General features: G+C 61.2%; 21 protein-coding genes. 10 read left to right on the top strand and 11 right to left on the bottom strand.

Going from position 1 to position 17,399, the window contains the following annotated elements:
• Positions 1–151: 151 nt before the first annotated feature.
• Entirely contained in the window at positions 152–907 is a 756-nt protein-coding gene (locus QCBJ_RS11690) for a spermidine synthase (protein ID WP_012723001.1), read from the bottom strand.
• A 124-nt stretch (positions 908–1,031) separates the two neighbouring features.
• On the opposite strand from QCBJ_RS11690, the gene QCBJ_RS11695 reads away from it, so the two are divergent.
• The gene (locus tag QCBJ_RS11695) at positions 1,032–2,378 is read left to right on the top strand and encodes a class II 3-deoxy-7-phosphoheptulonate synthase (RefSeq protein ID WP_012723000.1); all 1,347 of its coding nucleotides are present in this window, start codon (positions 1,032–1,034) and stop codon (positions 2,376–2,378) included.
• 118 nt (positions 2,379–2,496) lie between these two features.
• Here the strand turns inward: QCBJ_RS11695 and QCBJ_RS11700 are convergent, their stop codons facing one another.
• The gene (locus QCBJ_RS11700) at positions 2,497–3,726 is read right to left on the bottom strand and encodes a winged helix-turn-helix domain-containing protein (protein ID WP_102060863.1); all 1,230 of its coding nucleotides are present in this window, start codon (positions 3,724–3,726) and stop codon (positions 2,497–2,499) included.
• A gap of 45 nt (positions 3,727–3,771) precedes the next feature.
• Positions 3,772–3,978 carry a DUF1127 domain-containing protein gene (locus QCBJ_RS11705; protein ID WP_043205011.1) on the bottom strand — a complete coding sequence of 69 codons (207 nt, stop codon included), beginning with the start codon at positions 3,976–3,978 and terminating at the stop codon, positions 3,772–3,774.
• 70 nt (positions 3,979–4,048) lie between these two features.
• On the opposite strand from QCBJ_RS11705, the gene QCBJ_RS11710 reads away from it, so the two are divergent.
• Complete coding sequence (locus tag QCBJ_RS11710; RefSeq protein WP_102060864.1) at positions 4,049–4,930, top strand: LysR family transcriptional regulator; 882 nt, start codon at positions 4,049–4,051, stop codon at positions 4,928–4,930.
• Here QCBJ_RS11710 and QCBJ_RS11715 read toward each other — a convergent pair.
• Positions 4,920–5,669: a sulfite exporter TauE/SafE family protein gene (locus QCBJ_RS11715; RefSeq protein WP_046035032.1), complete on the bottom strand. Its 750-nt coding sequence runs from the start codon at positions 5,667–5,669 to the stop codon at positions 4,920–4,922. The genes QCBJ_RS11710 and QCBJ_RS11715 overlap by 11 nt on opposite strands.
• A gap of 109 nt (positions 5,670–5,778) precedes the next feature.
• Between QCBJ_RS11715 and QCBJ_RS11720 the strand changes: the two genes are divergently transcribed.
• The 4 genes from QCBJ_RS11720 (at position 5,779) to QCBJ_RS11735 (ending at position 8,960) form a co-directional block, all read left to right on the top strand.
• Positions 5,779–6,729, top strand: coding sequence for a LysR family transcriptional regulator (locus tag QCBJ_RS11720; protein WP_102060865.1), 951 nt, complete (start codon positions 5,779–5,781; stop codon positions 6,727–6,729).
• A gap of 79 nt (positions 6,730–6,808) precedes the next feature.
• Positions 6,809–7,261 carry a MarR family winged helix-turn-helix transcriptional regulator gene (locus QCBJ_RS11725; protein ID WP_012722994.1) on the top strand — a complete coding sequence of 151 codons (453 nt, stop codon included), beginning with the start codon at positions 6,809–6,811 and terminating at the stop codon, positions 7,259–7,261.
• Positions 7,262–7,495: 234 nt separating this feature from the next.
• Positions 7,496–7,915, top strand: coding sequence for an organic hydroperoxide resistance protein (locus QCBJ_RS11730; protein WP_012722993.1), 420 nt, complete (start codon positions 7,496–7,498; stop codon positions 7,913–7,915).
• A gap of 28 nt (positions 7,916–7,943) precedes the next feature.
• Positions 7,944–8,960 carry an alpha/beta hydrolase fold domain-containing protein gene (locus QCBJ_RS11735; RefSeq protein WP_102060866.1) on the top strand — a complete coding sequence of 339 codons (1,017 nt, stop codon included), beginning with the start codon at positions 7,944–7,946 and terminating at the stop codon, positions 8,958–8,960.
• A 64-nt stretch (positions 8,961–9,024) separates the two neighbouring features.
• Here the strand turns inward: QCBJ_RS11735 and QCBJ_RS11740 are convergent, their stop codons facing one another.
• Positions 9,025–9,597, bottom strand: a complete 573-nt coding sequence (locus QCBJ_RS11740; RefSeq protein WP_003172723.1) for an elongation factor P — start codon at positions 9,595–9,597, stop codon at positions 9,025–9,027.
• A 49-nt stretch (positions 9,598–9,646) separates the two neighbouring features.
• Entirely contained in the window at positions 9,647–10,780 is a 1,134-nt protein-coding gene (gene earP / locus QCBJ_RS11745; RefSeq protein WP_102060867.1) for an elongation factor P maturation arginine rhamnosyltransferase EarP, read from the bottom strand.
• Positions 10,781–10,912: 132 nt separating this feature from the next.
• Between earP and QCBJ_RS11750 the strand changes: the two genes are divergently transcribed.
• A complete protein-coding gene (locus QCBJ_RS11750) occupies positions 10,913–11,281 on the top strand; it encodes a hypothetical protein (protein ID WP_043205008.1) in 369 nt (122 codons plus the stop codon).
• A gap of 5 nt (positions 11,282–11,286) precedes the next feature.
• Positions 11,287–11,769: a GreA/GreB family elongation factor gene (locus tag QCBJ_RS11755; RefSeq protein WP_102060944.1), complete on the top strand. Its 483-nt coding sequence runs from the start codon at positions 11,287–11,289 to the stop codon at positions 11,767–11,769.
• 51 nt (positions 11,770–11,820) lie between these two features.
• On the opposite strand, the gene cysB is transcribed toward QCBJ_RS11755, so the two are convergent.
• The 5 genes from cysB to QCBJ_RS11780 form a co-directional block, all read right to left on the bottom strand.
• A complete protein-coding gene (cysB, locus tag QCBJ_RS11760) occupies positions 11,821–12,795 on the bottom strand; it encodes an HTH-type transcriptional regulator CysB (protein WP_012722988.1) in 975 nt (324 codons plus the stop codon).
• A 103-nt stretch (positions 12,796–12,898) separates the two neighbouring features.
• The gene (locus QCBJ_RS11765; RefSeq protein WP_012722987.1) at positions 12,899–13,399 is read right to left on the bottom strand and encodes a universal stress protein; all 501 of its coding nucleotides are present in this window, start codon (positions 13,397–13,399) and stop codon (positions 12,899–12,901) included.
• 70 nt (positions 13,400–13,469) lie between these two features.
• Positions 13,470–14,375 (bottom strand): 5'-nucleotidase, encoded by a 906-nt coding sequence (locus QCBJ_RS11770; protein ID WP_012722986.1) that lies wholly within the window; start codon positions 14,373–14,375, stop codon positions 13,470–13,472.
• Between the two features lie 15 nt (positions 14,376–14,390).
• On the bottom strand, positions 14,391–15,353 hold the full coding sequence (locus tag QCBJ_RS11775; protein ID WP_012722985.1) for a putative 2-dehydropantoate 2-reductase: 963 nt from the start codon (positions 15,351–15,353) through the stop codon (positions 14,391–14,393).
• A complete protein-coding gene (locus QCBJ_RS11780; RefSeq protein ID WP_012722984.1) occupies positions 15,350–15,736 on the bottom strand; it encodes a hypothetical protein in 387 nt (128 codons plus the stop codon). Before QCBJ_RS11780 ends, QCBJ_RS11775 begins: the two co-directional genes overlap by 4 nt.
• Here QCBJ_RS11780 and QCBJ_RS11785 point away from each other — a divergent pair.
• Positions 15,735–16,169: a PilZ domain-containing protein gene (locus QCBJ_RS11785; protein ID WP_012722983.1), complete on the top strand. Its 435-nt coding sequence runs from the start codon at positions 15,735–15,737 to the stop codon at positions 16,167–16,169. The genes QCBJ_RS11780 and QCBJ_RS11785 overlap by 2 nt on opposite strands.
• Before the next feature lie 131 nt (positions 16,170–16,300).
• Complete coding sequence (locus tag QCBJ_RS11790; protein WP_010211874.1) at positions 16,301–17,377, top strand: 3-deoxy-7-phosphoheptulonate synthase; 1,077 nt, start codon at positions 16,301–16,303, stop codon at positions 17,375–17,377.
• Positions 17,378–17,399: the final 22 nt, after the last annotated feature.

Below are 17,399 nucleotides of genomic sequence, written 5' to 3' on the forward strand. Positions count from 1 at the left end.
ACCATGCTGGCAGCCTTGAGCTTGAACTCACTCGAATAAGATTTACGCATATCCAAACACCTCAGATTTGGGCGCTATCATAGCGCCCGATTGAAGTGTCCAAAATCATTAGGCCAGTTCAGCTTGCCCCCGATGGCGTCGGTGCAGACAACTAAGTTGCCGGCCGAATCGCCTTGATCAACGGCTGCAACGAGTACCCCAACCGCGGCGCCAACGCTTCGGCACGGTCCGAGAGCGCCCCCCTATCCAGTTCTTGGTCCAGCTCGGACGGCACCAACAGAATCACATTGCCCTCCTTCACCGGCAGTTCCCAATAATGGCGGTGGTACAAGCCACGCAACAACGCTGCGCCCAGCGGCTTGCCATCGTCGGTCGCCCACTGGTTGATCACCAGCCAGCCGCCGGGGTTGAGTTTCTTCTGGCAGTTCTCCAGGAACGTCCACGCCAGGTGCCCGACGCCGGGGCCGACATCGGTATAAAGGTCGACGAAAATCAGGTCGGCCGATTCGGCGCTGTCGAGTAACTCCAGCGCGTCGCCGACGCGGATGTACAAACGCGGGTCATCATCCAGCCCCAGATACTCGATGGCCAGGCGCGGCACATCGGGGCGCAGTTCGATGGCTTCCACATCGTCCAGCGGCAGGAACTTCAGGCACGCCTGGGTCAGCGTGCCGGCGCCCAGGCCAAGGAACAGCGCGCTTTCCGGCTGCTCATGGCACAGCGCACCAATCAGCATCGCGCGGGTGTAGTCGTACTCCAGCCAGCTTGGGTCGGCAGTGAACACGCAGCTTTGCTCGATGGCGTCGCCAAACTCGAGAAAACGGTAATCGGCCACTTCGAGCACACGGATCATGCCGAAATCATCATGGACTTCAGCCAGCAGGCGCTCGACACGCTCCTCGGTCATCACTACTCCTAACGGGTTTGCTACACGGCAAAGGCGCGATTGTCGGCGAACCGGCGGCAACAGGTCACGCACTAATTGCTGATAACATTGGCACCCGACCGTCAACCACCCAATCGAGTTCATGATGAGCCAACCCTGGAGCCCCGACAGCTGGCGCGCCCTGCCAATCCAGCAACAACCCCAGTACCCGGACGCTGCGCACTTGCTGCACGTGGAGCAAAGCCTGGCCAGCTACCCGCCGCTGGTGTTCGCCGGGGAAGCCCGCGAGTTGCGCCGCCAGTTTGCCGAGGTCACCCAGGGTCGCGCGTTCCTGTTGCAAGGGGGTGACTGCGCCGAGAGTTTTGCCGAGTTCTCCGCCGCAAAAATCCGCGACACCTTCAAGGTGCTGCTGCAGATGGCCATTGTGATGACCTTCGCGGCCGGTTGCCCGGTGGTCAAAGTGGGACGCATGGCCGGCCAGTTCGCCAAGCCGCGTTCGGCCAACGATGAAACCATCGACGGCATCACCCTGCCCGCCTACCGTGGCGACATCGTCAACGGTATCGGCTTCGACGAAAAAAGCCGTGTGCCGGACCCGGACCGCCTATTGCAGTCCTACCACCAGTCCACCGCCACCCTGAACCTGCTGCGCGCCTTTGCCCAGGGCGGCTTCGCCGACCTGCACCAAGTGCACAAGTGGAACCTGGACTTCATCGCCAACTCCGCGCTGGCCGAAAAGTACAGCCAACTGGCCGACCGCATCGACGAAACCCTGGCGTTCATGCGCGCCTGCGGCATGGACAGTTCGCCGCAACTGCGCGAAACCAGCTTTTTCACCGCCCACGAAGCGCTGCTGCTCAACTACGAGCAAGCCTTCGTGCGCCGTGACAGCCTGACCAACGACTACTACGACTGCTCGGCCCACATGCTGTGGATCGGCGACCGCACACGCCAACTGGACGGTGCCCACGTCGAGTTCCTGCGTGGGGTGAACAACCCGATCGGGGTCAAGGTCGGCCCGAGCATGAACCCGGATGACCTGATCCGGCTGATCGACATCCTCAACCCGGACAACGACCCCGGCCGCCTGAACCTGATCGCGCGAATGGGCGCAGGCAAGGTCGGCGACCACCTGCCCAACCTGATTCGCGCGGTGCAGCGCGAAGGTAAGCAAGTGCTGTGGAGCTCGGACCCGATGCACGGCAACACCATCAAGGCCAGCAGCGGCTACAAGACCCGCGACTTTGCGCAGATCCTGGGCGAGGTGAAGGAGTTCTTCCAGGTGCACCAGGCCGAAGGCAGCTATGCCGGCGGGATTCACATCGAGATGACCGGGCAGAACGTCACCGAATGCATCGGCGGCGCGCGACCGATCACCGAGGACGGTTTGTCGGACCGCTATCACACCCACTGCGACCCACGGATGAATGCCGATCAGTCGCTGGAATTGGCGTTTTTGATTGCCGAGACGTTGAAACAGGTGAAGCGCTGAGATTTTTAGTTGCCTTCAGGGCCTCATCGGGGGCAAGCCCCCTCCCACACTTGAATGTATTCACAGATCAAAATGTGGGAGGGACGGTGCGACGATTCGACTTGCCCCCGATGAGGCCTTAAAGACCAACATCCATGCTGATCATTGCCGCCCGCAACCGGTCGGCACTCGGCCTTTGGCAATTGAGCTGCACCTGTTCCAGCCCCAGCCAGTCGGCCATTTGCCGAAGGTTCTGCGCCAGCGCCAACATGCCCTCCTCATCCAACCCCGGCTCTTCCTCATGCACCGCATGCACGGCCAGAAGCCCACTGGCGCGTTCGGCGCGTAAATCAATGCGTGCGGCGATCCGTTCATTGTGCAGAAACGGCAGCACGTAGTAGCCGTACACCCGCTTGTCTTGCGGGGTGTAGATCTCCAGGCGGTAACGGAAATCGAACAAACGCTCGGTACGCGCACGCTCCCACACCAGCGAATCGAACGGCGACAGCAAGGCGCTGGCCGACACCTTGCGCGGCACTTTGGGCTCGGGCAGGCAGTAAGCCGGTTGTTTCCAGCCTTGTACCTGGCACACCTGCAGCTGGCCATCCTCGACCAATTCGGCCAGGCGATTGCGGCTGTCGGCGGGGTCGAGACGGAAGTAATCGCGCAAGTCCTTCTCGGTCCCCACGCCCAGCGCAGTAGCACTGTGCAACAGCAAGCCGCGCAGGGCCTCAGCTTCAGTGACCGTAGTTTGCAGGATATCGCCGGGAATGACCCGCTCCGGCAAATCATAGAGCCGCTCAAACCCACGGCGACCGGCCACCGTGACCAAGCCTGCGGCAAACAGCCATTCCAGCGCATGTTTCTCGTCGCTCCAGTCCCACCACGGGCCGGCGCGTTCCTCTCGGGTCGACAAGCTGCCGGCCCCCAATGCGCCCTGCTCCTCGACGGTCTGCAACACACGCTGAATCGTGGCCTGCTGCTCACGCCCGAAGCGCGCCATTTGCGAATAAATGCCCTGGCCCTGCTTGGCCCGCTCCATGCGCCAGCGCATCAGCGGGTACAGCGCCATCGGCAACAGCGACGCCTCATGCCCCCAGTATTCGAACAGCGAGCGCCGCCGCCCCTGGCTCCAGGCGGCTTGTTCAAGTATCAGCGGGGAGTAGTTGCCCAGACGGGAAAACAGCGGCAAGTAATGGGAGCGCACCACGGCATTGACCGAATCAATCTGCAAGACGCCCAGGCGCTCGATCATGCGGTTGAGGTGCGCAGCCTTGATCAGTGCAGGCGCCTGGCGCCCGGAAAAACCCTGGGCCGCCAGCGCCATGCGTCGAGCTTGCTTGAGTGAAAACGACAGGTCGGCGGGCATGGGGTTCTCCGTGTGGGCGCGCCGACCACCCTACTGCATCCGCGATCATTTGCGCAGCGGGTCTTGCCAGAAATGCAGGTGGCGGTCCTGCTCGACGTCGCCGCGATTGAGGCCGATGTCCTTGAGTGCATCATCGCTCAAGTTCGCCAGCACCTGGCGCTCCTCATGCAGCGCCTGCCAACGGGCCACCTTCTGAAAAAGCCCGGAAAACGGACGCTTCGCCATCAATACAAACCCTCGTTGACCTTTCATCTTCTCGCCCTCCAGTGGGGATGGCGCAAGTGTGTGCCTGGGCTTAAGATCAATCCAACGAATGTTTCTTATGCAATACATCTCGGAGATTGATCAATTGTCCGGCTACCCGAGCATCGACACTGAAGTGCTGCGCACCTTCGTCGCCATCGCCGACCAGGGCGGTTTTACCCGCGCCGGCGAACTGGTCAACCGTACGCAGTCGGCGGTGAGTATGCAGATGAAGCGCCTGGAAGAAGACGTGTTGCAGCGCAAGCTGTTCGAGCGGGACGGTCGCCAGGTGCGGCTGACGCCCGAAGGCCAGGTATTGCTGGGGTACGCGCGGCGCATCCTGAAACTGCACAGCGAAGTGTTCAACACCCTGCGCGAACCGCACATGGTGGGACTGGTGCGTATCGGTACACCGGATGACTACGTGATGCGTTTCCTGCCGGGGATTCTCAAACGGTTTTCCAAGGCGTATCCACTCATCCAGATCGAGATGCACTGCGAGGCGTCGACGGTGCTGATGCAACGTCGCGACCTGGCCCTGACGGTCATCAGCCGCGAGCCCGGCAATGAAGTCGGCGAGCTGTTGCGTACCGAACGCATGGTGTGGGTGGCCGCCCCGTGCTTCTGCGTGGACGAGCACGACGCGCTGCCACTGGCGATTTCCGGGGTCGACAGTTTCTGCACCCAGTGGACCCGGGCGGCGCTGGACGCCGCCGGGCGCGATTACCGGCTGGCCTACCACAGCTCTAACGTGGCGGCGATTCAGGCCGTGGTGAGCGCCGGACTGGCCGTGATGGTCAGCATGGAAAGCCTGGTGACGGAAGATCTGCGCGTACTCGGCAGCGAAGAAGGTTTTCCGCCGCTGCCGTCGATGAATCTGCGCTTGCTACGCAACCCGGCAATGACCTCCCCCATCACCGAATGCTTGGCGGAGTACATCCTCGAAGGCTTCAGACTTTAAAGGTCAGCATCACTGCGCACACCACCAGGAAGCCGCAGAACAGACCGCGCAATACGCGCTCCGGCAGTGCATGGGCGACCTTCACGCCCCAACTGATACTGAGCAACCCGCCGACGGCCAACGGTACGCCGATCATCCAGTCCACTTCCTGGTGCCAGGCGTAAGTCACCAGTGTCACGCCGGTGCTGGGCAATGCCAACGCCAGGGACAAGCCTTGGGCAACCACCTGGGTGGTGCCGAACAGACTGGTCAGCACTGGCGTGGCGACCACCGCACCACCCACACCGAACAAACCGCCCATGGAGCCGGAGGCGGCACCCAGCACCCCAAGCCATGGCCAGGAGTAACGCATCTGCGCGGTCGGCGGCGCGTTGCGGGTGAACATGCGCAGCAGGTTGTAGGCTGAAAGTGTCAGCAGGAAAGCGATAAAGCCAATGCGCATGGCCCCCGCGTCCAGGCCCACCGCCCAGATCGAACCCAGCCAGGCAAAGGTGAACCCCATGACGCCCAACGGCAGCGCATGGCGCAGCTCAATGCGGTTGCGTTGGTGATAGCGCCACAGCGCCAGCATCACGTTGGGCACCACCATCACCAGCGCTGTGCCTTGGGCCAACTGCTGATCCAGGCCGAACAGCACGCCCAGCACCGGGATTGCTATCAGCCCACCGCCAATCCCAAACAGACCGCCCACCGTGCCGAGCGCCGCGCCCAAGACCAGGTACATCACTAAATCCACCACCGTTTGTTACTCCGCAATCCCAGGCCTTGCATGCTACGCAGTCGGCTCTAGCGTGGAAACGCACAGCAACGCACAATGGCTGTGCCAATCTCGCATAAGCGGCTTTTCGATGAACCCCAATACCCTCACCGATCAACTGGGCCTGTTCCTTGATGTACTGGAGACCGGCAGTTTTTCCGCCGCCGCGCGCCGCCATCCGCTGACACCCTCGGCCGTGGCGCGGCGTATCGACAGCCTGGAAAGCTCGGTGGGCAGCCGCCTGTTCCAGCGCAGTACCCACGCGGTGGTGCCGACCCCGGCAGGCTTGGCGTTTGCCGAACGGGCGCGGCGGATTGTCAGCGAGTTGCAGCTGGCGCGGGCTGAGGCGGTGTCCCTGAGCCATGCGCCGGAGGGCCTGATTCGGGTGGACGCGCCCGCAGCGTTTGGGCGGCGGCACCTGGCGCCGGTGATTGCGGACTTCCTCAACGTGTACCCAGGCCTGGATGTGCACTTGCATTTGATCGACAGCTTTGTGGACATGCAGGGCGCGCACCTGGGCAAGGTGGACCTGGTGTTGCGCGCCGGGCATATCGTCGACACCCGGTTGATCGCCACGCCCTTGGCCAGCATCGTGCGCATCGCCTGTGCCAGTCCGGCGTATCTGAAAAGCCGTGGCACGCCACTTCATCCTCGGGAGCTGAGCGAGCACGACGGGCTCGACTGGGACGGGTTGGCGCCGATGTTCGCTTGGCGCTTCGAACTGGACGGACGCCGCGCGACTTATCGCCCGCAACGCATCCGCATGAGCGCCAATAACGCCGAAGCCTTGCTGTCCGGCGCTCTGGCCGGGCTGGGTATCGCCCACCTGCCGACGTGGCTGGCCAGTGAGTACCTGGTGCGTGGCGAACTGCTACCGCTGTTTTGCGAAAACGGCCTGCCCAGCCCGGAGACCACCGGGATCTATGCGCTGCGCCTGGAACAACAACCCAATGCGCGCAGCCGGCTGTTGCTGGAATACCTGAAAACCCGTTTCAGCCCGGTGCCGCCCTGGGACCTGGCACTGCAAAATGGCTTGGTCTGAGCGCTCGAACAGAATTATCTGGCGCATTAAAGATTTGCCCGCTAGATTCCAGCGTAGACACGCTTTTCGAGGTACCACCATGAGCAAAAACCCTGATCCCTGCGAATCACTGATGCTGGACAACCAGCTGTGTTTTGCCCTGCACTCCACTTCGCTGCTGATGACCAAGGTCTACAAGCCACTGCTGCAAGCCCTTGGCCTCACCTACCCGCAATACCTGGCCATGATGGTGCTGTGGGAAGAGGATGGGTTGACCGTCGGCGAAATCAGCAGCCGCCTGCTGACCGATCCGGGCTCGCTCACCCCCCTGCTCAAGCGCCTGGAAGCTGAAGGCCTGCTCAGCCGCACCCGCAGTCGCGAAGATGAACGGGTGGTCGTCGTAGAGTTGACCGACGCCGGCCGGGCCCTGCAGGACAAGGCCATGGGCATTCCGCAGTGCATCCTTGGCGCGAGCGGCCTGGCGCTGGAGCAACTGCGCAAGCTGCAAGCTGATTTGATTGCACTGCGTAGCAATCTGCAGAACGCAATTTAGAACAGCAAAACCATGCAATGTGGGAGGGGGCTTGCCCCCGATAGCGGAATGTCTGTCGACAGCGATGTTGACTGAGCGACCGTCATCGGGGGCAAGCCCCCTCCCACATTGGTTTCTGCTACACGAAAATATTTTATAAATTTATCTTGCGCACTAAACATTAGCGCTATACATTCATCTCACCAACTACTTAGCGCGCAAATGTTTTGCGCTACATACGAAGAGGAAAACACTATGCAAACTCTCTATACCGCAGTCGCTACCGCCACCGGCGGCCGTGATGGTCGTGCTGTTTCCAGCGACAACATCCTCGATGTCAAACTCTCCACCCCCAAAGAACTGGGTGGTGCCGGTGGCCAGGCCACCAACCCTGAACAACTGTTCGCTGCCGGCTACTCGGCGTGCTTTATCGGCGCCCTGAAATTCGTCGCCAGCCAGACCAAACGCAAAATCCCGGATGACGCCTCGATCACTGCCCACGTCGGCATTGGCCAGATCACCGGTGGTTTCGGTCTGGATATCGACCTGCACATCAGCCTGCCGGGCCTGGCCCAGGACGACGCGCAAAGCCTGGTCGACGCCGCTCACCAAGTCTGCCCGTACTCCAACGCCACCCGTGGCAACGTCGATGTACGCCTGCACGTCACCGTCTAAATGACCTTGGCCGCCCCTGGAGAAGAACATGAACACCATTGGTAAAGCGCTCACCGGCACCCTGCTCGCCCTGTCCATCACCCACGCCTTTGCTGCGACCGGTGAGGTCGAGCACACCACCCAGGCGTTCCTGGATGTGTTGAACGCAGGCACCGGCAAACCGATCGAACAGCTGACGCCCAAGGACGCTCGTGCCGTACTGACCGGCGCCCAGGCCGGCGTGAAGCTGACCTTGCCCAAGGCGGATGTGAGCCAGAAGACCATTCAGGTCGATGGCAAGCCGCTGGACCTGACCATCGTGCGTCCGGCCGGGGTCAAGGGCACATTGCCTGTGTTCATGTTCTTCCACGGCGGCGGCTGGGTGCTCGGGGACTACCCGACCCATGAACGCCTGGTGCGGGATTTGGTGGTGGGTTCGGGGGCGGTGGCGGTGTTCGTCAACTACACGCCTTCGCCGGAAGCGCATTACCCGGTGGCGATCAACCAGGCCTACGGCGCGACAAAATGGGTGGCCGAGCACGGCCAAGAGATCAACGTCGACGGCAAGCGCCTGGCGGTTGCAGGCAACAGTGTCGGCGGCAACATGGCGGCGGTGGTCAGCCTGATGGCCAAGGACAAGGGCACGCCGGCGATCAAGTTCCAACTGCTGCTGTGGCCGGTGACTGACGCCAACTTCGACACCGCGTCCTACAACCAATACGCCGAAGGGCACTTCCTCACCCGTAACATGATGAAGTGGTTCTGGGACAACTACACCACCGACGCCAAGCAACGCGCCGAGCTCTACGCCTCGCCGCTGCGGGCCACCCCTGACCAGCTCAAGGGCTTGCCGCCCGCGCTGATTCAGACGGCGGGAGCCGACGTGCTGCGCGATGAAGGCGAAGCCTATGCACGCAAGCTCGACCAGGCCGGTGTACCGGTGACCGCTGTGCGCTACAACGGCATGATCCACGACTACGGTTTGCTCAACGTCGTCAGCCAGGTGCCGGCCGTACGTTCAGCCCTGCTCCAGGCCTCGGACGAGCTGAAGCAACACTTGAAGTAAAAGGTAACGCCCACAAAAAAGCCCGACTCAAGGTCGGGCTTTTTTCGTATCGGCAGGGCCAGAATTACTTCTTGGCGCGACCTTTGTACGAGCCACCTTCGCGGGTGTCGATCTCGATCAGGTCGTCGATTTCGATGAAATCGGCGACTTGCAGTTCGGTACCGTTGCTCAGCTTGGCAGGCTTCATCACCTTGCCCGACGTGTCGCCGCGAGCGGAACCTTCGGTGTAGGCCACTTTACGCACGATGGTGGTCGGCAGCTCTACGGAAACCAGGCGCTCTTCGAAGAAAATAGCTTCGCAGACGTCTTCCATGCCTTCTTCGATGAACGGCAGAACGGCTTCGATATCTTCAGCGTTCAGCTCGTACATGGTGTAGTCGGTGGTGTCCATGAACGTGTAGGTGTCGCCGCTGATGAAGGACAGGGTCGCTTCTTTGCGGTCGAGGATCACGTCGTCCAGTTTGTCATCGGCGCTGTAGACGATCTCGGTCTTGTAACCGGTCAGCAGGTTCTTCAGCTTGGTCTTCATGATTGCGCTGTTACGACCAGACTTGGTGAACTCAGCTTTCTGAACCAGCCAAGGGTCGTTTTCGAGACGGATCACTGTACCGGGTTTCAGTTCTTTACCAGTTTTCATTGCATATATCCGAAATTTGGATGGGATTTACAAAATTCAAGGTGGCGTATCATATCCAACTTTCATAAAACTGCACCAGCGCCGTCGCAAGATCGGCCTGCAAACCCTGTTCCAGACACCATGTTTCAGCGTGCAGGCTCACCTCCGGCCAGTGTTCCAGCAGCCTTTTCCACGCTTGGGCCATATCGGCCTCGGTGTTCCAGGCTTGCCAGAGCCCGATCAGCGCCGCCCTTGCGTCCGGTGATAAGTCGGCGGTGTACAGCTCGAGGAACGCGTCGAGCTTGTCGAGATGGATGTCTTCGTCCTGTCGATAGATGTGCCACAGCAGCGGCCGACCGGCCCATTGGGCACGCACGAACGAGTCTTCGCCGCGCACGGCGTTGAAGTCGCAGCACCACAACAGCCGGTCATATTGCTCTTGGCGGACGAACGCAATCACCTGCACCGTCAGTGCTCCGCGCTGGTGGATATCCCCCGCTGCCAGCCGGTCCAGGCCCAGCCAGCGCTGCACATCGCCGAGAATGCGCCCCTCGGGAACCAACAGATGAGTGGCACGCCCGTCCGTCGATAACACCTCCAGCCAACTGGCCAGCCCAGCATTTTCGTAGGCAAACAGTGAGATCAGCCGCGCTCCGGCTGTAGGAGACACGCCCAAGGCTTGCAGGAAATGTTGCTGCGCGCTGGCATCCTGCTGAAACGCCTGACGCTGCTCCAGCAATCCCGCCTCGCGCAGCAGGCCACCGGTGCCAGGCCTGAACCCAGGGAAGAAGAAGAACTTCTGCACCCCCTTGAATTTCACCGACGGCAGCTTGTGGCAGCCCACCACCCATTCTTCGGCACTGAGGTAATCCAGGTTCATCCACAACGGCACACGCTCGTGGGCCGACATGGCTTCCATGTACTCAGGTGGCAACTGGCAGGCAAACGCGGCGATCACCACATCCGCCGCGGGCGCCGCCACCCATTCGGCCGGCCAATGGCGCACTTGCACGCCTTCCTGCCATTGCAGGTCTTGCCGCACATCAATGTCCGGGCACATGCGTTCGAAGGCGCGCAGGTCGTCGACCCACAAGCACACATCACAGGCATGCTCCACCACCAATTGCCGGGCCAGGCGCCAGGTCACGCCGATGTCGCCGTAGTTGTCGACGACGCTGCAAAAAATATCCCAGCGGGCTCTCATTCCGGGCTCCAACGTTCAAAGGCTCGATTGTCCGCATAAATGCACGGATGCAGAAGGCTTGATCGCGATTATTCTGCACAGTGGCTGTGCGACAATCGCCGCCACGCCGCAAATGCCCGCCAGGAGGCAATCATGTCCGATCGTTCGTTGTCGCTGTTCAAGCTCAGTGTCTCTATCGCGTTCGGCGTATGGCTGGGGTTTATCGCCATCGTGCTGACCACTTGGCTGGCCTCGCGCTACCTGTTCCCGCAGAGCCTGGCGCCGGTGGCCCAGGCGGTGCAGCAATTGGGCAAGCCTGCGGTGGTGGCACCGGAACCGCCGAATCGTATGTTCGAGCAATACCAGCAGAACCTGCAGAAGCAGGAACAGCAACAAAGCCTGGACCAGGCGCGCAACAATGCGCGCAACCTGTCCAACCCCAAATGCCAGTTCTGGCTGCAACAGGACCAGAACGCGCCCAACGAAAAGACACGTGCCAATGTCCTGCAATTCTGTGATTGATGACCATGAATAAACACGCCGTCCACCAGCTGATCCTGGAAAAGCTCAGCGTCGATCTCGACATTGCCCAACGTGCCGCGCAGACCGCCTACGAAACCGCGACCCACGAAGAAAATATCGCCGAAAACAAGTACGACACCTTGGGTCTGGAGGCCTCTTACCTGGCGGCCGGGCAAGCCAAGCGTGTCGAGGAGATCAAGCAGGCGTTGACGCTCTGCCAGGCCATGGCACTGCGCCCCTACGATGATCAGCGGGGCATAGCGGTCGGCGCGCTACTGGGTCTGGAAGACGAGAATGGCCGCCAGCAATGGTTGTTCCTGGCGCCGGATGCGGCGGGCTTGAGAGTGGACGTGGTCGGGCAACCGGTGACCGTCATCACCCCGCGCTCACCGCTGGGCAAAAGCCTGCTGGGCAAGTTCGAAGGGGATGAGGTGGAGATTCTGGTAGCGGGCGCTCGGCAACATTTCACGGTTACCGAGGCTAAATAACCCTAGGGTCGGGCTTACTCTGGAGAGGGCGTTTGCGCCCTCCCCACAGTGTCAGTGAACCGGTAGTTCTACGCCGTCGAACAGCTCTTCCAGCTCCTGCTTGTTGTGGCACTGGATCGCCTTGGCCATGACCTCACGGGTGAGGTGCGGCGCAAACTTCTCAATGAAATCGCACATGAAGCCACGCAGGAACGTGCCACGACGGAAGCCGATCTTGGTCACGCTGGACTCGAACAGCTCGCTGGCATCGAGCACCACCAGGTCTTTGTCGAGTGCGGTGTCGACCGCCATCTTGGCGACGATCCCCACGCCCAGGCCCAGGCGCACGTAAGTCTTGATCACGTCGGCGTCGGCGGCGGTGAACACCACTTTCGGCGTCAGGCCGCGATGGCTGAAGGCTTCGTCAAGTTTGGAGCGGCCGGTGAAGCCGAACACGTAAGTCACGATCGGGTATTCAGCCAGGGCTTCCAGGGTCAGCTTCGGCAGCTTGGCCAACGGGTGACCCTGAGGCACGACGACGCAACGGTTCCAGCGGTAGCACGGCATCATCACCAGGTCACCGAACAGCTCCAGGGCTTCGGTGGCAATGGCGAAATCGACGGTGCCATCAGCGGCCATCTCGGCGATCTGCATCGGCGAACCCTGGTGCATGTGCAAGGCCACGTCAGGGTACTGCTTGATGAAATCGCGAATCACCGGCGGCAACGCATAACGCGCCTGGGTGTGAGTGGTGGCGATGGACAGCGTGCCCTTCTTCTCGTTGGAGAATTCCTGGGCGATCTGCTTGATGCTTTCGACTTTGCGCAGGATCTCGCCAGCGGTGGTGATGATGCGCTCACCGGCCGGCGTGACACGGGTGAGGTGCTTGCCGCTGCGCGCGAACACTTCGACGCCCAACTCGTCTTCGAGCAGGCGGATCTGCTTGCTGATACCGGGTTGCGAGGTGTAAAGGCTTTGAGCGGTAGCGGAAACGTTGAGGTCGTGGTGCGCCACTTCCCAGATGTAGCGCAGTTGTTGGAGCTTCATATGTGTCCCTCAAAGCAGATAGACGCCACGGGTATCAGCGACGGTATATAACTATATTAAAGGTTCGATGGATAAATCTAGAACTTTTTATCGTTTTCACCCATCAGACGTCATCACTGCGTCGACGTTGCAACGAAGGCACCAGGTAAACCGGCACCGTAGACAACTGCAGCACCCGTGCAGCGGTGCGCCCCAACGGAGTAGCCGCTGCGGTTGCATGGCTATGACTGCCTACGATCAACAGATCCACGGAAAGTTTACGCAGTTGGTCGAGTATCACCTCGCACGGGTCGCCCTGAATCACCCGTACCGAACGAATCAACTTCAGGTCCTGCTCCCCATCCCCCAACTCCTCGCGAAAACTGTCCAGCACCCGCTGTTCGATCGTCGCCATCACCGTGGTCAGCCCCTGGCTCTGCCATTCACTCAGGGCCTGCTCATCAAGGTAGCTCTGCAGCACCGATTCGGCGAACAGCCCGATGGGCTCGACCACATGAATCACGTACAAGTCCGCCTTGAACGTCCGCGCCAACGCCAGCGCATGCTGCATCACATAAGGCGCATACAGGCCGAGGTCCGTGGCGTACAGCATCGAACGAATCATAGAACCTCCTGGGCTGCCAGGATGGCGGAGATGAACTGAGCTTAGCAGCGCCCGGACGACTTGGATTGAGTTACATCTTCACCTCATTACTGATGCCATGGGGTACATGCCCGGTGGCCACAAACTCCCTGGCTTTCTCGCAATGACCGGCCTGATCATCGAAAAACACGTCGGCGGCGAACGCTTCCAGGAACGCGGATTTTTCCAGGCCGCCGAGGAACAAGGACTCGTCCAGACGTATATCCCATTCACGCAAGGTGCGGATCACACGCTCGTGGGACGGCGCCGAACGGGCGGTGACCAGCGCGGTGCGGATGGGGCACGCGTCATCTGGAAACTCGCGCTGCAACAAGTTGAGTGCCGCCAAAAAACCTTTGAACGGACCGCCGTGCAACGGCTGGCGTGCCGACTCCCGCTCATTGGCCTGGAACGCTTCCAGGCCGCCGGCCTGGTACACCCGCTCCGACTCATCGGAAAACAGCACGGCGTCACCGTCAAAGGCAATGCGCAATTCTTCGCTGGAAGCGCGGTTCGGGCCGCCGGACAAAATCGTCGCCGCCGCGAACCCGGCATCGAGGGCACTGCGTACATCTTCAGCATGGGTCGAAAGAAACAGATGGCAACCAAAGGCGGCCAAATAAGGATAAGGACTACGCCCTCCTACGAAAGCGGCGCGGGAAATATCCAGACCGTAATGCTGAATAGAGTTGAACACGCGCAGGCCGGTGTCAGCACTGTTGCGCGACACCAGTACCACTTCGACCCGGGCACGGCCAAGGCTGGCATTCAGGCTCAGCAGCTTTTTGACCAACGGGAAGGCGTCGCCGGGCTCAAGGAATTCTTCTTCGTGTTCGATCTGGTACTGGCGGTAAGCCTCGACGCCTTGCGCGAGGTAGACCTTGTGGCTGTCGCTCAGGTCGAACAGTGCCCGCGACGAAATCGCCAGCACCAGTTTGTCGCCCAATCCTTTTGCCATGGTGTGTCCCTCGACTCAGCGGTTGTGCCGATCAATAAAACTCAAGGCCTGGTAAAGCGCCTGCATCCGCGGCAGTTCGCAACCGGCGGCTTTGGCGGCGGCGAGTGGCCGGGCATAGATCGCCGCCAGTTCCAGCGGGCGTTTATGCACGTGGTCGTGGTACATGCTCGGCAGGTAGTCGGCCATGGTTTCGGTCATGGTGAACATCTGCTCGGCGTAGCTTTGGGGAATGTCATGGCCACAAGCGTGGGCGCCCTGCACCACTTCGGCCATCAGCGCCTGGATCAGCTCACGACTGGACTCGTCCGCCATCATGGCCGTGGTGCCGGTGCCCAATAACACGGAGAGGCCGTTGTAGGGCACGTTCCACACCAACTTGTGCCAACGGGCCTGATGCACATTGGCCATGGCCTGGGACTCGATGCCGGCCTGATGAAACAGCGCCGCACCGGCTTCGACAATCGCCTTTTGCCCGGCGTCATCATTGGCCGCCGAGCCACTGTGGTAACCCAGGTTGACCCGGCCCAACGCCTGATGCTCGACAACGCCGGGGGCAGAACGGTGCACGCCGATGTAGCACAGGCCTCCCAGCAGGTGCAGCGATGCCGGCAAGTGTTCACGCAGGCTGTCTTCGACATCGAGGCCGTTTTGCAGCAATACCACCTTGGCATCCGGCGCCGCCACCTGGGCGAGGGTCGGGGCCAGCTCGACGTTGCCGGTCGACTTGGTGCCCACCAGCAGCCAGTCGCACGGCGGCATATCGGCAGCCCGGGCGTAGGCCTGCACCGGGTGCAGGTGCAGGGTTCCATGCACCGTGCTGTTCACGTGCAGGCCGTGCTCGCTGACGGCCGTGTATTCACTGCGCAACAGGAAGTGCACATCGAAACCGGCGCGCGCCAGCATCAAGCCGTAGAAACCACCGATGGCGCCGGTGCCGATGATGCCGATCCGTGGCGATTGGGGTGTAGCTGCTGTCATGGCAAATCCTCAGGTGGACGGGTGAGTGCCTGTTTTACGGCATCGAAAACGTCGTCACGCGTAAGACGTGTCTGTATCTGCCCGAGGAATTGACCCTCGCACACCACGAACAACGCCGGCAAATGAAAGATCTGGTAGCGTTCGACCGCACCGCCGTTGTGCCCGGCGTCCACCCAGCACAACCGGTCCACCGGCAGCGGCCAGCCCGGTAATTGCTGGCGCGCCCAACGGCAACTGGAACACCCATGGCTTGTGAACACGACGAGCGAAATACCTGGCAATCCCAGCAATTGCTGGTCAATATCCAGGTCGGTCAATTCCAGTTCCTTCACTATACTGCTGCCACTGCCGTCAATTGGACGGTGCTCGGAGTCCGTGTACATGGGTCGTTTTTTACCTCACCCTGATGATGTCGCTGTCGAGTTAATCCAACGCCCCTCTCCCGCTGTCCCCCGCCAACGCCTGCACACTATCGGCCTGGGCGGTGTCGCCTGCAATTGGCCGCGTGCCTGGCGCGAGGGCACGGCGGTTGACCTGCATATCCCGTCCTTGGGCCCCAGTGCGCGTTATCCGGGTTATGTGGCGTGGTGCCGCAAGGTGGAAACCGGCTACCGCGTCGGCATTTCGTTTACCGATGAACATGCCTTGTTCGGTGCACGCATGGGTGAGCAAGCATGCCGGATAGAGCGTTACTGCCGCCAGCACGAAGATGCCGAGCCGACACCCCAGCAACTCGAAACCCTGGCCCGCGAGTGGGTATCGCGTCATGCCAGCGAGTTCTCCCATGAGGCCTTTGTGGCGCCAGCGCTGGATTAAAGCGGGCTTTGCCCATTGTCGCGGGCCCGTGTTACGCGCTAAGGTTCCTCCCCCCTGCATCCAAATCATGCTGTGCTCCGCCGCACGGGGATGGCTGGCGGCCGGCACCCGTGACCCTGACGAGTAACACGATGGCTGATTTACCGATCAATGACCTAAACGTCGAATCCAACGAGACGCTGATCACACCCGACCAGCTCAAGCGCGAAATCCCCCTGAGCGACGCTGCCCTGCAGACCGTCACCAAGGGCCGCGAAGTCATCCGTGACATTCTCGACGGCACCGACCATCGCCTCTTCGTCGTCATCGGGCCTTGCTCGATCCACGACCTCAAGGCTGCCCACGAGTACGCCGAGCGCCTGAAAGTGCTGGCGGCGGAAGTGTCGGACACCCTGTACCTGGTGATGCGCGTCTATTTCGAAAAACCGCGCACCACCGTCGGCTGGAAAGGCTTGATCAACGACCCGTACCTGGACGACTCGTTCAAGATCCAGGACGGCTTGCACATCGGCCGTCAACTGCTGCTGGACCTGGCCGAGATGGGCCTGCCCACCGCGACCGAGGCCCTGGACCCGATTTCCCCGCAGTACCTGCAGGACCTGATCAGCTGGTCGGCCATCGGCGCACGCACCACCGAATCCCAGACTCACCGGGAAATGGCGTCCGGCCTGTCCTCGGCCGTGGGCTTCAAGAACGGCACCGACGGCGGCCTGACCGTGGCGATCAACGCGCTGCAATCGGTCTCCAGCCCACACCGTTTCCTGGGCATCAATCAGGAAGGTGGCGTGTCCATCGTCACCACCAAGGGCAACGCCTACGGTCACGTGGTGCTGCGCGGCGGCAATGGCAAGCCCAACTATGATTCGGTCAGCGTTGCCCTGTGCGAGCAGGCGTTGAACAAGGCCAAGATCAAGCCGAACATCATGGTCGACTGCAGCCACGCCAACTCCAACAAGGACCCGGCCCTGCAGCCGCTGGTGATGGAAAACGTCGCCAACCAGATCCTGGAAGGCAACCAGTCGATCATCGGCCTGATGGTCGAGAGCCACCTGAACTGGGGTTGCCAGGCGATTCCAAAAGACCTGGCCGACTTGCAGTACGGCGTGTCGATCACCGATGCCTGCATCGACTGGTCCGCCACCGAAAACACCCTGCGCAGCATGCATGCCAAGCTCAAGGACGTCTTGCCGAAACGCAAACGCACCTGACTTAACGCTGCGCACACAAAAA

Source organism: Pseudomonas sp. QC2, from assembly GCF_002859085.1.
GTDB lineage: Bacteria > Pseudomonadota > Gammaproteobacteria > Pseudomonadales > Pseudomonadaceae > Aquipseudomonas > Aquipseudomonas petroselini.

What these genes read in the sequence shown, in the direction of transcription:
- QCBJ_RS11735 (WP_102060866.1), top strand. Translation starts at nt 7,944, where the DNA reads ATGAACACCATTGGTAAAGCGCTCACCGGCACCCTGCTCGCCCTGTCC.
- QCBJ_RS11690 (WP_012723001.1), bottom strand. Translation starts at nt 907, where the DNA reads ATGACCGAGGAGCGTGTCGAGCGCCTGCTGGCTGAAGTCCATGATGAT.
- QCBJ_RS11695 (WP_012723000.1), top strand. Translation starts at nt 1,032, where the DNA reads ATGAGCCAACCCTGGAGCCCCGACAGCTGGCGCGCCCTGCCAATCCAG.
- QCBJ_RS11775 (WP_012722985.1), bottom strand. Translation starts at nt 15,353, where the DNA reads ATGACAGCAGCTACACCCCAATCGCCACGGATCGGCATCATCGGCACC.
- QCBJ_RS11770 (WP_012722986.1), bottom strand. Translation starts at nt 14,375, where the DNA reads ATGGCAAAAGGATTGGGCGACAAACTGGTGCTGGCGATTTCGTCGCGG.
- cysB (WP_012722988.1), bottom strand. Translation starts at nt 12,795, where the DNA reads ATGAAGCTCCAACAACTGCGCTACATCTGGGAAGTGGCGCACCACGAC.
- QCBJ_RS11740 (WP_003172723.1), bottom strand. Translation starts at nt 9,597, where the DNA reads ATGAAAACTGGTAAAGAACTGAAACCCGGTACAGTGATCCGTCTCGAA.
- QCBJ_RS11720 (WP_102060865.1), top strand. Translation starts at nt 5,779, where the DNA reads ATGAACCCCAATACCCTCACCGATCAACTGGGCCTGTTCCTTGATGTA.
- QCBJ_RS11755 (WP_102060944.1), top strand. Translation starts at nt 11,287, where the DNA reads ATGAATAAACACGCCGTCCACCAGCTGATCCTGGAAAAGCTCAGCGTC.
- QCBJ_RS11725 (WP_012722994.1), top strand. Translation starts at nt 6,809, where the DNA reads ATGAGCAAAAACCCTGATCCCTGCGAATCACTGATGCTGGACAACCAG.
- QCBJ_RS11790 (WP_010211874.1), top strand. Translation starts at nt 16,301, where the DNA reads ATGGCTGATTTACCGATCAATGACCTAAACGTCGAATCCAACGAGACG.
- earP (WP_102060867.1), bottom strand. Translation starts at nt 10,780, where the DNA reads ATGAGAGCCCGCTGGGATATTTTTTGCAGCGTCGTCGACAACTACGGC.
- QCBJ_RS11765 (WP_012722987.1), bottom strand. Translation starts at nt 13,399, where the DNA reads ATGATTCGTTCGATGCTGTACGCCACGGACCTCGGCCTGTATGCGCCT.
- QCBJ_RS11705 (WP_043205011.1), bottom strand. Translation starts at nt 3,978, where the DNA reads ATGAAAGGTCAACGAGGGTTTGTATTGATGGCGAAGCGTCCGTTTTCC.
- QCBJ_RS11780 (WP_012722984.1), bottom strand. Translation starts at nt 15,736, where the DNA reads ATGTACACGGACTCCGAGCACCGTCCAATTGACGGCAGTGGCAGCAGT.
- QCBJ_RS11710 (WP_102060864.1), top strand. Translation starts at nt 4,049, where the DNA reads ATGCAATACATCTCGGAGATTGATCAATTGTCCGGCTACCCGAGCATC.
- QCBJ_RS11785 (WP_012722983.1), top strand. Translation starts at nt 15,735, where the DNA reads ATGGGTCGTTTTTTACCTCACCCTGATGATGTCGCTGTCGAGTTAATC.
- QCBJ_RS11700 (WP_102060863.1), bottom strand. Translation starts at nt 3,726, where the DNA reads ATGCCCGCCGACCTGTCGTTTTCACTCAAGCAAGCTCGACGCATGGCG.
- QCBJ_RS11750 (WP_043205008.1), top strand. Translation starts at nt 10,913, where the DNA reads ATGTCCGATCGTTCGTTGTCGCTGTTCAAGCTCAGTGTCTCTATCGCG.
- QCBJ_RS11730 (WP_012722993.1), top strand. Translation starts at nt 7,496, where the DNA reads ATGCAAACTCTCTATACCGCAGTCGCTACCGCCACCGGCGGCCGTGAT.